At 61.7% G+C, this 12,802-nt stretch carries 8 protein-coding genes; 6 read left to right on the plus strand and 2 right to left on the minus strand.

The annotated features are described in order from the left end of the window. Positions 1–18: 18 nt before the first annotated feature. The 4 genes from xdhA (at position 19) to guaD (ending at position 6,199) form a co-directional block, all read left to right on the plus strand. Positions 19–1,476, plus strand: coding sequence for a xanthine dehydrogenase small subunit (gene xdhA / locus GVN17_RS24595; protein WP_166597879.1), 1,458 nt, complete (start codon positions 19–21; stop codon positions 1,474–1,476). Beyond that, on the plus strand, positions 1,469–3,877 hold the full coding sequence (gene xdhB / locus GVN17_RS24600) for a xanthine dehydrogenase molybdopterin binding subunit (RefSeq protein ID WP_166597880.1): 2,409 nt from the start codon (positions 1,469–1,471) through the stop codon (positions 3,875–3,877). The genes xdhA and xdhB overlap by 8 nt, the downstream gene beginning before the upstream one ends. A 140-nt stretch (positions 3,878–4,017) precedes the next feature. Continuing rightward, complete coding sequence (gene xdhC, locus GVN17_RS24605) at positions 4,018–4,869, plus strand: xanthine dehydrogenase accessory protein XdhC (RefSeq protein ID WP_166597881.1); 852 nt, start codon at positions 4,018–4,020, stop codon at positions 4,867–4,869. Between the two features lie 25 nt (positions 4,870–4,894). Continuing rightward, positions 4,895–6,199: a guanine deaminase gene (gene guaD / locus GVN17_RS24610; protein ID WP_166597882.1), complete on the plus strand. Its 1,305-nt coding sequence runs from the start codon at positions 4,895–4,897 to the stop codon at positions 6,197–6,199. A gap of 190 nt (positions 6,200–6,389) precedes the next feature. Here guaD and GVN17_RS24615 read toward each other — a convergent pair whose 3' ends face one another. Beyond that, positions 6,390–7,154: a GntR family transcriptional regulator gene (locus GVN17_RS24615; protein ID WP_166597883.1), complete on the minus strand. Its 765-nt coding sequence runs from the start codon at positions 7,152–7,154 to the stop codon at positions 6,390–6,392. Between the two features lie 343 nt (positions 7,155–7,497). On the opposite strand from GVN17_RS24615, the gene GVN17_RS24620 reads away from it, so the two are divergent. Together GVN17_RS24620 and GVN17_RS24625 are read left to right on the plus strand one after the other, a co-directional pair. After that, positions 7,498–8,859, plus strand: coding sequence for an NCS2 family permease (locus GVN17_RS24620; protein WP_371928615.1), 1,362 nt, complete (start codon positions 7,498–7,500; stop codon positions 8,857–8,859). A gap of 114 nt (positions 8,860–8,973) precedes the next feature. Beyond that, the gene (locus tag GVN17_RS24625) at positions 8,974–9,600 is read left to right on the plus strand and encodes a LysE family translocator (RefSeq protein WP_166597884.1); all 627 of its coding nucleotides are present in this window, start codon (positions 8,974–8,976) and stop codon (positions 9,598–9,600) included. 42 nt (positions 9,601–9,642) lie between these two features. Here the strand turns inward: GVN17_RS24625 and GVN17_RS24630 are convergent, their stop codons facing one another. Next, positions 9,643–12,741, minus strand: coding sequence for a dermonecrotic toxin domain-containing protein (locus GVN17_RS24630; protein WP_166597885.1), 3,099 nt, complete (start codon positions 12,739–12,741; stop codon positions 9,643–9,645). Positions 12,742–12,802 lie beyond the last annotated feature (61 nt).

Genomic DNA, 12,802 nt, shown 5'->3' on the forward strand with positions numbered 1-12,802 from the left:
AAAAACGAGGCACAACCGGTGATCCAGTTTCTACTGAACCAGACGTTGAAAACCGAACATGCGTTGGACCCCAACATGACGGTGCTCAACTACCTGCGCGAGCATTTGCACAAGTCCGGCACCAAGGAAGGCTGCGCCAGCGGCGACTGTGGCGCCTGCACCGTGGTGGTGGGCGAATTGACCACTCATGACGATGGCCAGGAGCACCTGAGCTATCGCAGCCTGAATTCCTGCCTGACCTTCGTGGCGTCGCTGCACGGCAAACAGCTGATCAGCGTCGAAGACCTCAAACACCAGGGCGAGCTGCACAACGTGCAAAAGGCCATGGTCGAATGCCACGGCTCGCAATGCGGGTTCTGCACGCCGGGCTTCGTGATGTCGCTGTTCGCCTTGCAGAAAAACAGCACCACTGCGGACACTGCTCAGGCCCACGAAGCCCTCGCCGGCAACCTCTGCCGCTGCACCGGTTACCGCCCGATTCTCGCCGCCGCCGAACAGGCCTGCGGCCAACAACGCCAACCCGATCAGTTCGATGCCTTGAAGGCGCAGACCATCGCGCGCCTGAAAGCTATCAAGCCTGCGGAAACCGCCGAGCTGAACAGTGGCGACAAACGCTGCCTCGTCCCGCTGACCGTGGCCGACCTGGCCGATCTCTACGATTCTTATCCCCAGGCGCGCCTGCTGGCGGGGGGCACCGATCTGGCACTGGAAGTGACCCAGTTCCATCGCGCCCTGCCGGTGATGATTTACGTCGGCAACGTCGCGGACATGAAGAAGATCGAGCACTTCGACGACCGCCTCGAAATCGGCGCTGCCACGGCGCTGACCGACTGCTACGAAGCGTTGAGCAGCGAATACCCGGACTTCGGCGAATTGCTGCACCGTTTTGCGTCGTTGCAGATCCGCAATCAGGGCACGCTGGGCGGCAACATCGGCAACGCCTCGCCCATCGGCGACTCGCCTCCCCTGCTGATTGCGCTGGGCGCCAGCATCATCCTGCGCAAAGGCGAGAAGACGCGCACGCTGGCGCTGGAGGATTACTTCATCGATTACCGCGTCACCGCACGTCAGGAAAGCGAGTTCATCGAGAAGATCGTCGTGCCCAAGGCCAACGCCAAACAGGCGTTCCGGGCCTACAAGGTTTCGAAACGTCTGGACGACGACATTTCGGCGGTCTGCGCGGCGTTCCGTGTGCAGGTGGAAAACGGCGCCATCGTCGATGCCCGTGCGGCGTTTGGCGGCATGGCGGCGATCCCGAAACGTGCTGCGAACTGTGAAAAGGCCTTGATCGGCCAGCCGTGGACATCGGCCACAGTCGAGCGCGCCTGCGCCGCACTGGCGCAGGATTTCACCCCGCTGTCGGACTTCCGCGCCACCAAGGAATACCGCCTGCTGAGCGCGCAGAACCTGCTGCGCAAATACTTCATCGAGCTGCAAACGCCACACATCGAGACACGGGTGACCGCTTATGTCTAATCACGCCCCGCAGAAAACTCAGGAAGAACTGGTCGCACTGTTTCAGCAGGACCTCACCTCGGGCGTCGGCCGCAGCGTCAAGCACGACAGCGCCGATAAACACGTCTCAGGCGAAGCGATCTACATCGATGACCGGCTCGAATTCCCCAATCAGCTGCACGTGTACGCGCGGATGTCGGACCGCGCCCACGCGCGCATCGTCAGCGTCGATGTGTCGCCGTGCTACGACTTCGAAGGGGTGCGCATCGCCATCACTCACGAAGACATTCCCGGCCTGAAAGACATCGGCCCGTTGCTGCCGGGCGATCCGCTGCTGGCCATCGACAAGGTCGAGTTCGTCGGCCAGCCGGTGATTGCCGTTGCTGCGCGCGATCTGGAAACCGCGCGCAAGGCGGCGATGGCAGCGATCATCGAATACGAAGACCTGGAGCCGGTGCTCGACGTGGTCGAGGCCTACCGCAAAAAGCATTTTGTCCTCGACAGCCACACCCACAAGCGCGGCGACTCGGTCGCGGCGCTGGATACGGCCCCGAACCGCATTCAGGGCACGCTGCACATTGGCGGGCAGGAACACTTTTATCTGGAGACGCAAATCTCCTCGGTGATGCCCACTGAAGACGGCGGGATGATCGTTTACTGCTCTACGCAAAACCCCACCGAAGTTCAGAAGCTGGTCGCCGAAGTGCTCGACGTGTCGATGAACAAGGTGGTGGTCGACATGCGCCGCATGGGTGGCGGATTCGGTGGCAAGGAAACGCAAGCCGCCAGCCCTGCGTGCCTGTGCGCGGTGATCGCACGCCTGACCGGTCAGCCGACCAAGATGCGCCTGCCGCGCATGGAAGACATGATCATGACCGGCAAGCGTCACCCCTTCTACGTCGAGTACGACGTGGGCTTCGACAACGACGGGCGCCTGCACGGCATTCAGCTGGAACTGGCCGGGAACTGCGGCTGTTCGCCGGACTTATCGGCCTCTATCGTCGACCGCGCGATGTTCCACTCGGACAACTCGTATTACCTCGGCGACGCCACCATCAACGGTCATCGCTGCAAGACCAACACCGCGTCGAACACCGCCTATCGCGGCTTTGGCGGCCCGCAAGGCATGGTCGCCATCGAGGAAGTGATGGACGCCATTGCCCGCCATTTGGGCAAGGACCCGCTGGCGGTGCGCAAGGCCAACTACTACGGCAAGACCGAGCGCAACGTCACCCACTACTACCAGGAAGTCGAGCACAACATGCTCGAAGAGATGACCGCCGAACTGGAGGAAAGCAGCCAGTACGCCGAGCGTCGAAAAGCGATCACGGCTTACAACGCCCACAGCCCGATTCTGAAGAAAGGCTTGGCGTTGACCCCGGTTAAATTCGGCATTTCCTTCACGGCCAGCTTTCTCAATCAGGCCGGTGCGCTGATCCACATTTATACCGACGGCAGCATCCACCTGAACCACGGCGGCACCGAGATGGGCCAGGGCTTGAACACCAAGGTTGCGCAGGTGGTGGCCGAGGTGTTTCAGGTGGACATCAGCCGCGTGCAGATCACCGCGACCAACACCGACAAAGTGCCGAACACCTCGCCAACGGCAGCGTCCAGCGGCGCGGACTTGAACGGCAAGGCGGCGCAGAACGCAGCGGAAACCATCAAGCAACGGCTGATCGAATTCGCTGCGAAGCATTACAAGTGCGAAGCCACGCAGGTCGAATTCCGCAACGGCCACGTGCGCGTCGGCGAGCAGGTGATCAGCTTCGACACCCTGGCCCAGCAGGCGTGGATGGGTCAGGTGTCGCTGTCGAGCACCGGCTATTACAAGACGCCGAAGATTTACTACGACCGCAGTCAGGCGCGGGGTCGGCCGTTCTATTACTTCGCGTTTGGCGCGGCGTGCACCGAAGTGGTCGTCGACACCTTGACCGGTGAATACAAGATGCTGCGCACCGACATCCTCCACGACGTCGGCGCCTCGCTGAACCCGGCCATCGACATCGGCCAGGTCGAGGGCGGCTACATTCAGGGCATGGGCTGGCTGACCACCGAAGAACTGGTGTGGAACGCAAAGGGCAAGCTGATGACCAACGGCCCGGCCGGTTACAAGATCCCGGCGGTGGCGGACATGCCCGCCGACTTGCGGGTCAAGCTGGTGGAAAACCGCAAGAACCCCGAAGACACGGTGTTCCATTCCAAGGCCGTGGGTGAGCCGCCGTTCATGTTGGGGATTGCGGCGTGGTGTGCGATCAAGGACGCCGTGGCGAGTCTCGGCGATTACAGACATCAGCCGAAGATCGACGCGCCTGCCACGCCGGAGCGGGTGCTGTGGGGGTGTGAGCAGATGCGCCAGTTGAAGGTGGCCAGTTCCGAGGCAGTCGGTGTGGCCCATGAGCTGACGGTTTCACCGGTTTAGCGGCGTCTGGATGGACCTCATCGCGAGCAAGCTCACTCCTACAGGCAGTGCGCAATCCCTGTAGGAGTGAGCTTGCTCGCGATGACGCCGGTACAGCCAAACAAGATTTTTGATCTGCCACAGGCGATCAGGAGAAACACATGAACAACTGGATCAGCGCCCTCGCCGAGTTGCAAACCCAGGGTGAAGCCTGCGTGCTGGTGACGATCATCGAGGAGCGTGGCTCGACGCCGCGCAACGCGGGGTCGAAGATGGTGGTCAGCGCCGAGCGGATCTACGACACCATTGGCGGCGGCCATCTGGAATACAAGGCCATGGAAATCGCCCGCGAGATGCTCGCAAGCGGCAGCCAGCAAACCCGCCTCGAACGCTTCAGCCTCGGCGCGAGCCTGGGGCAGTGCTGCGGCGGCGTGAACGTGCTGCTGTTCGAACCCATGGGCCAGTCGCAGGCGCAGATTGCCGTGTTTGGTGCTGGCCACGTCGGCCGTGCGTTGGTCCCGCTGTTGGCCAGCCTCCCCTGCCGCGTGCGCTGGATCGATTCGCGGGAAGCGGAATTCCCGACGCACCTGCCTGAAGGCGTGAGCAAGATCGTCAACGAAGAAGTGGTCGATGAAGTGGATCACCTGCCCGCTGGCAGTTACTGCATTGTCATGACCCATAATCACCAGCTCGATCTGGAACTGACCGCCGCCATCCTCAAGCGCGGCGACTTCACCTGGTTCGGGCTGATCGGCTCGAAGACCAAACGCGCCAAGTTCGAACACCGCCTGCGCGATCGCGGTTTCGACCCGGCACTGGTGCAACGCATGCGCTGCCCGATGGGGCTGTCCGAAGTGAAGGGTAAGTTGCCGATGGAGATTGCCGTGTCGGTCGCCGCCGAGGTGATCGCCACGTACAACCTGCATTTCGGCACTGAGAGCGGCGAGCATGGCTCAACCTCCGAACCCATCGCCAAGCTGATGCCGGTCTCCCGCCGTGCCCAAGCTCAATGAATTTTTAGAAGAACGAATCGTAAACATGACTATTGAAAAGAAAGCCTACCGCGCCGCCATCGTCCACAGCATCGCCGACCCTGCCGAGGTGGTGGCCGAAGCGTCCTACGAGTATTTCGAAGACGGCCTGATGGTGGTGGAGAACGGCAAGATTTCCGCCGTCGGCCATGCCCGGGATTTGCTGGGCAGCCTTGGCAGCGACGTCGACGTGGTGACCTACACCGACGCGCTGATCACCGCCGGTTTCATCGACACTCACATCCATTTGCCGCAGACCGGCATGGTCGGTTCCTACGGCGAGCAGTTGCTGGACTGGCTCAACACCTACGTATTCCCTGTCGAGCGTCAGTTCTCAGATCCTGCACACGCCGCTGAAGTGTCCGACATCTTCATTCAGGAGCTGCTGCGCAACGGCACCACGACGGCGCTGGTGTTCGGCAGCCGTCACAAGGAGTCGGTGGAGGCGTTCTTCACCGCCGCCGAAAAGCTCAACCTGCGGATGATCGCGGGCAAGGTGATGATGGACCGCAATGCCCCGGATTATCTGGTGGACACCGCCGAATCCAGCTACGTCGACAGCAAGGCGCTGATTGAGCGCTGGCATGGCAAGGGCCGTCTGCATTACGCGGTCACGCCCCGCTTCGCACCGACCAGCACGCCCGAGCAGCTTGCCCTCGCCGGCCAGTTGTTGACCGAATACCCCGACCTCTATATGCAGACCCACATCAGCGAAAACCTCAAGGAAGTCGAGTGGGTCAAGGCGCTGTTCCCGGAGCGCAAGAATTACCTGGACGTGTACGACCACTTCAAGCTGCTGGGTGAGCGCTCGGTGTTTGCCCACGGGGTGCATCTGTGCGACGAGGAATGTCAGCGTCTGTCGGAGACCGGGTCAGCCATCGCCTTCTGCCCGACGTCCAACTTCTTCCTCGGCAGTGGGCTGTTTAACCTGCCGATGGCGGAGAAGCACAAGGTCAATGTGGGACTGGGAACGGACGTGGGCGGCGGCACCAGCTTCTCGCTGCTGCAAACCCTGAACGAGGCGTACAAGGTCATGCAGTTGCAAGGCGCCAAGCTGAGCCCGTTCAAATCGCTGTACCTCGCGACCTTGGGGGGTGCGCGGGCGCTGCGTCTGGAAGACAAGATCGGCAACCTGCACGCCGGGACTGAGGCGGACTTCGTGGTGCTGGACTTCAACGCCACCCCACTGCTGTCCTACCGCATGAAACAGGCGAAGAGCATCGAAGAACAGCTGTTCGTGTTGATGACCCTGGGGGATGACCGGACGGTGAGCGAGACGTATTCGGCGGGAGTGTTGGTGCATAAGCGCTGAGGTCAGCACCCAATTTTGAAATTGGACAAGATCCCCTGTGGGAGCGAATTCATTCGCGATGCGGCGGCCGTACACCCAACAGAGATGCATCGCCCAAGACGCCGATTCGCGAATGAATTCGCTCCCACAGATTAAATCTGCGTCCGCCGCAAATCCGCTTGGCTAAAAAACGTGCGGCGGGTTTGCGCAATCAAACCGCCGTGCTGCGCCCCGGCTTTTTCTTCGGCAGCATCAGGTGCGAGAACACCGCGTGCAGGTCGTCGGAGGCGCTTTCTTCGTCGAGGTTGAGCTTGCTGTCGATGTGGTCCATGTGGTGCATCATCAGGCTCACCGCCAGCGTCGCGTCGCGGGCTTCGATGGCGTCGATCAACTGGGTGTGCTCATCGTAGGAACAGTGCGAGCGGTTGCCGCTTTCGTACTGGGCGATGATCAGCGAGGTCTGCGACACCAGGCTGCGCTGGAAGCTGATCAGCGGCGCGTTCTTCGCCGCTTCGGCCAATTTCAAGTGGAACTCGCCCGACAGGCGAATCCCCGCTCCACGATCCCCTCTGGAAAAACTGTCGCGCTCGTCGCTGACCATCTTGCGCAGTTCATTCAACTGCTCCGGCGTCGCGTGTTCGACCGCCAATTCAGTGATCGCCTTCTCGACCATGCGCCGGGCGAAGAACACTTGCCGCGCTTCGTCCACGCTCGGGCTGGCAACCACCGCGCCGCGATTCGGGCGCAACAACACCACGCCTTCGTGAGCGAGACGCGACAAAGCGCGACGAATGATGGTGCGGCTGACCCCGAAAATCTCACCCAAGGCCTCTTCGGAAAGCTTGGTGCCGGGCGCCAGCCGTTGTTCGAGGATGGCCTCGAAAATGTGCGCGTAGACGATGTCGTCCTGGGTGCCGCTACGGCCCGCCTTGGCGGTGCGCGGCTGTTTCTTGAGGGGTTGCAACTGATCGTTCATGGGCACTCGTGAGAACTGAATCCGGCATGTAAGCCGTGACCGTGACGGCGATGACAAAAGCAATAGCAGATATCAGGGCAAAGTCACAGTAAAAGTAATGGCGCATTGTACACAGTGCGCAGCGGCTGAACAGATTTCTGCCGTTCGCTTCGTTATGCACACAATCCCGAAAATCCCCACAACAAAAACGAAAACATTATTTGCATTTTTTGTATACAAAAGCATAATTCGCTCGTGCACGTTTCTGACCTTCCAGTCAACAAATCAGGCTGGCGGTCAATTCGCCCCACGGAGCAGTTACCGGCTCTGAAAAAAACAACAAAAACGTTTCGAGGGATTCACTGTGGAAAGTCGCAAAACCGAAGCCACGCCGCTGGAAGCCACTCAAGGAGACCTCAGGCCGACACGCTCGGGCCTGCTTGAACGCCTCTTCAAGCTCAGCCTGCACGGCACCACCGTTCGGACCGAGCTGCTGGCGGGCCTGACGACGTTCATCACCATGGCGTACATCATTTTCGTCAACCCCAACATCATGGCCGACGCGGGCATCGATCATGGCGCCGCGTTCGTGGCCACCTGCATTGCCGCGGCGCTGGGTTGCCTGCTGATGGGTCTGTACGCCAACTGGCCGGTGGGACTGGCGCCGGGCATGGGCTTGAACGCGTTCTTCACCTACACCGTCGTCGGCACGATGGGGTACAGCTGGCAAACGGCGCTGGGTGCGGTGTTCATCTCGGGCGTGATCTTCATGATCCTCACCCTCTCCCGCGTCCGCGAATGGCTGCTCAACAGCATTCCGGTGAGCCTGCGCTTCGCGATGGGCGCGGGGGTCGGGCTGTTCCTCGGGCTGATCGGCCTGAAAACAGCGGGCATCGTGGTCGACAGCCCCGCGACGTTGATCAAGCTGGGTTCGCTGCGTGAACCCGGTCCGTTGCTGGCGGCGATCTGCTTTCTGATGATTGCGGTGCTCAGCTATCACCGCGTGTTCGGCGCGATCCTGATCAGCATCATTACCGTGACTGTCGCGGGCTGGGGCCTGGGGCTGGTGCATTACAACGGCATTTTTTCTACCCCGCCGAGCCTGGCCCCGACCTGGATGGCGATGGACGTCGCAGGCGTGTTCAACGTCAGCATGATCAGCGTGGTGCTGGCGTTCCTGTTTGTGCACATGTTCGACACCGCGGGCACCTTGATGGGCGTCGCGCAACGGGCCGGATTGGTGAATGACGACGGCCGCATCGAGAACCTGTCCCGCGCCCTCAAGGCCGACAGCGCGTCGAGCGTATTCGGTGCGATGGTCGGCGTGCCGCCGGTCACCAGTTATGTGGAAAGTGCTTCGGGCGTGGCGGCGGGTGGCCGCACCGGGCTGACGGCCGTGACCGTGGGCGTGCTGTTCGTCGCCGCGATGTTCTTCGCCCCATTGGCGGGGATGATCCCGGCGTACGCCACCGCAGGCGCGCTGATTTACGTGGCGATGCTGATGATGGGCGGCATGGCCCACATCGAATGGGACGAAGCCACCGACGCGATTCCCGCCATTGTCACGGCGATCATGATGCCGCTGACCTTCTCGGTGGCCGACGGCATCGCACTGGGCTTCATCACCTACGTCGTGCTGAAGGCGTTTACCGGGCGTCACAAGGAGATTTCGGTCAGCCTGTGGGCGCTGTGCGCGATATTCATTGCCAAGTTTGTGTTCCTGTAAAGAGGCCCGTATCTGCCTGATGCAACACCCCCTGTGGGAGCGCTGTAGATCCGCACATGACGTCGCCCATTGGGTGGCGTTTTTGCTTTTCCGATTTCAACAAGGAGAAACCCCATGACCCTGGAAACCTGGCTGCTGTTCAGCGGCGCCGCGCTGGTGGTGATTCTGATCCCGGGGCCGCTGTCCCTGCTCATGATCGGCAACAGCCTGAACTATGGCGTGCTGCGTTCGTACCCGGCATTTTTCGGCGGGGTCTGCGCGTCGATCTGCCTGCTCAGCGCCTCAGCCTTTGGCTTGGGGGCGTTGTTGATGGCGTCGGAGCAATTATTCGGCGCACTGAAGATCGTTGGCGGGCTGTACCTGTTCTACCTCGCCTGGCAAAGCTGGAAACAGTCCCGCCAACCCGCGACCGGCGCAGACGTGCCAGCGGCCCTCAGCCATCCGGGCTTCGCGCTGCTGTTTTGGCGCGCCTTCGTGCTCGGCGGCAGCAACCCGAAAGACATCCTGTTCTTTGCCGCCTTCCTGCCGCAGTTCCTCAAGGCGGATCAACCGTTCCTCGGCCAACTGATCACCATGATCATCACGTGGACGCTGCTGGACCTGACCTGCAAGCTGTTCTACGGCTTCAGCGCCCAAGGTGCTGCGCGTTACCTGCGCACAGGTAAAGGGCAAACCTGGTTCAACCACATCAGCGCCGGGCTGTTCGGTGGCGCGGGCAGCGCTGCACTGCTCAGCCATTGACGCCCTGCACGCTGTTGTCCTCTCAAGGCAGCGGCGTGTTCGTCACGGTTCGGCGACGCGCTGTATGAACACCTGCGGCGCCGGCTCCAGCGAGCTGCCGCTTCTGACACCCCCGATCAATTTCACCAGACGCCCCTGATCCCGGACTTCGAGCAAGGTATTCAACGCACCTTCTCCCGGTCGCGCCGCCGCCCACTCATCGATCCAGCGATTGGACAGGGGAACGGCGGCGTTTGGCGTCAGGGTCTGAAACTCCACTTGCGAAGCAGAGACGTGATGCGTGTGGAGCATGTAGAGGTGCTCCTGTCCGGTGCGTCGGAACAACAGGATCGAACGCACCTGCAACACCGCCTCACCATCGGAAACCATGCGGTAGCCTGCGTCGGTGATCAACGCCGACATGAACTCACGCATTGCCGTTTTTGCCGGTGTGCCGATACGAGGGCCGCCGGTGACCCTTTCCAGCAGGGTCACCAGCGGAGGTTTCGAGACCGCGAAATCCAGACGTTTGAACTCCTGAATCGACGGGCCGTAGCTGATCCACATCCGGGGCATCGTGGTGCCGATGCCTGTGAAATGAGCGCCTTCGAGCATCAACAGCGGATCGTTCAATTGAGGAAACGGCGCAAGCTGCCCCCTCTTCCACGCGTTAAGGGTGGCCTTGATGTTGATCAGCCGAGTTGCCGTCAGGCCCGTGTGCGCCTGATCAGCGGCATCGTAGATTTTCTCCGCGAGAATCCGGCAGGTGACCGGGCTCAGCCCGGGCCGCGCTTCCTCCACCAGATGCTGGATCTTCAAGCGAAACAGCGGACCATGCACTGTCCAGTGCCCGTCCTTGAAAGACGCCATGCCCGGCTGGTTGAAGCGGTCGCGGCGAATGGTTTCGTTGAGTCCTGAAAAGCTGTCCTCAAGCGGCGTCGGATGCTTCAGGAACACGATCGAAGGGTTCTGGCTCGCCCCGCTCGGCAGGATGTCGAATCGCTGTCCGTCGATCTGCACGAAGGTGCTGCCCGGTTGGTCTTTGAGCCGGAAGATTGGTGGAAACACCTCGATCTGTTGCAGCCTGCCGGCGTCATCCAGAGGGCGGCCCCAACGTTTCCAGCGGTCGGCGCCGTCCAGCGCATCGCGCAGCGCCGAAGGTTGAGGTGGCTCCTTGCGTTTACTGCCGCTGGTACCAGGTTGTGGTTCGGCCTGGGGCGGCCGACGATAGGCCTCGGCCCATTCCGGGGTCGCCTTGTGTTGCTGGTAGTGCACGGCGATGTCCAGCTCCAGTCTGCGCTGACGATCAGCGGGGAATTCGAACTCATCAAGCAACTGCCGCGCGTGCCGGTTCTTGAACGCAGGGTCGCCGTGGGCCTGGGCGATCAGTGTTTCGGCAATGGTCGAGCGCATGCCGCCCCTGAGCCCGACGTCCGAGTGGTACACCCAGGCGCCATTGTGAAACCGCACCGGGGGTTCGAAGCCGTGAACAGCGGTCTTCTTCAGGCGCAGCGTTTGCTCCCCAGCGCGTCGATAAACCTCGTACGCCTGCCCTTCGCGCTCGATCCAGAGCTGACCGTCCTTGAGCAGCGTGCCGAGATCGCGCCCCGATTGCGGCACCGCATCAGTGAGCGTTTTGGGCACTTCATAGCCTTCAAACGGCATCAGCAGGTGCGGCCGCAAGCCTGACGTCGCGGTGCCCAACCTTGCGCCACGGCGCGCCATCCGCCCCAGCACAAACACGCTGGCGGCACCGGGAATCACCGACATCGCCACGTCGAGCACACTCATCGCCGTGCTACCCAACGCCAGTAGCCCGTCATCGAGGCGCCCCTCTCTAAAGGCTTTCATGGCGTCGTGCCCATCCAGCCAGCCATCCTGCACGCTGACCAGGGTACCGATGCCGGGAAGCAGACCCAACAGGGCTTTCAGGTACCCCACATAGGTCTCGCCTTGCTGCCGGTTCTGCTCGGTCTGGATGTCGAAGCGGGTGCGCGCGCGGCTCTGAATCGCCTGCTGAAGCATCCAGGCGCGGGTGTCGAGCTGCTGGGCGGCGAGTTGCAGGTCGAGTGCCGGGACGAACCGCAGAAAGCCTTCGAACCCCCGAGCCTGCGCCTGGTTGATGTAGCTGACATGCCTAGCGACCTGCTGAGCCTCCAACGTCCGTTGAGCCAGGTAAGTCACCAGTGCAGGCGTGCTGATCAGTCGCTGCATTAATCGGGATTTGGCCGATGCGGGATCAGCCCCCTCGATAGTCAGCAGATCGCCGGGCGCGTCGGGCAGGTAGATCACGGTGTTATTCGAGCTACTGCTGCGGATCACACACAGCCCGCTCAACGTGTGGCTGTCCTGCTCGCCACTCACCGAGGTGCCCGGCTTGAACTGCAACCAGTTCATCTCGATGCCAGCGGCGTCGCTTTCGGCCTGAGAGCGAGACTGCGCTGCCAGTTGCAGCAACAGACCACCCGCTTCGCTCAGGCGTCGCCGCTTGATTTCGGAAAACGCCTCCAGCTCGATCTTGTGCTGATAGGGTTCCAGCAGGCGCTCGGCGTCGAGTTGCTGCTGCGCCGTGGACCCGGGTGCCAGCCGGAACACTTCTTTGAGCAAATTACGATAGTGCAGCGCAACGTCCAGTTTCGGAATGACCGCGTGCAGCCAGGTGCCCGTCAGCCTCGACGTGCCATGGATCGCGGCAAAATCAAAGCGTCGCGCCATCTGCGCGTCATCCGCTGCGAAATTGCGCTCGGCCAGGGCCGCCAACGTCAGGTGCTCACGCTCCCGACTGGCGACCCAGGGTGCGAAATAATTCGTCACCCGCCCGTATTGAGGGTCGATTCGGTAGTCGCGCCAGACCCGTTTCGGCAGCTCGACCGTGACCCGATCCGGATCGAGATCGAGATCGATGCCCAGATCATCCTTGATCCTGGCCTTGATGCGCGCTCGAACGAAACCCTCGAACGAAGGCAGCGCGTGATCCAGATGGCTTTCAAGCGCCTGGGCGCTGGCGTGGTACTCGGTGAGGCGCTGGGCGTATTCATCGCGCACAGACTGCTCGACGGTGCTCAGCCAGAGGGGCATCGCAATGCTGAGTGACTGCAAGGGTTGATCGTGGGGTTCGTCTGCGGTCAGCAGGTCGACGGGCTGTAAAACGGTACCGGTCATGGCGGGCTCCAGGTGTGTGAGATGCACTGGAGTGTTCACAGGTTGCAACCGGCCCGGCGGT

Source organism: Pseudomonas sp. SLFW (assembly GCF_009905615.1).
In the GTDB taxonomy this organism is placed as follows: domain Bacteria; phylum Pseudomonadota; class Gammaproteobacteria; order Pseudomonadales; family Pseudomonadaceae; genus Aquipseudomonas; species Aquipseudomonas bambusae.

What these genes read in the sequence shown, in the direction of transcription:
- xdhB (WP_166597880.1), top strand. Translation starts at nt 1,469, where the DNA reads ATGTCTAATCACGCCCCGCAGAAAACTCAGGAAGAACTGGTCGCACTG.
- GVN17_RS24625 (WP_166597884.1), top strand. Translation starts at nt 8,974, where the DNA reads ATGACCCTGGAAACCTGGCTGCTGTTCAGCGGCGCCGCGCTGGTGGTG.
- GVN17_RS24615 (WP_166597883.1), bottom strand. Translation starts at nt 7,154, where the DNA reads ATGAACGATCAGTTGCAACCCCTCAAGAAACAGCCGCGCACCGCCAAG.
- guaD (WP_166597882.1), top strand. Translation starts at nt 4,895, where the DNA reads ATGACTATTGAAAAGAAAGCCTACCGCGCCGCCATCGTCCACAGCATC.
- GVN17_RS24630 (WP_166597885.1), bottom strand. Translation starts at nt 12,741, where the DNA reads ATGACCGGTACCGTTTTACAGCCCGTCGACCTGCTGACCGCAGACGAA.
- xdhC (WP_166597881.1), top strand. Translation starts at nt 4,018, where the DNA reads ATGAACAACTGGATCAGCGCCCTCGCCGAGTTGCAAACCCAGGGTGAA.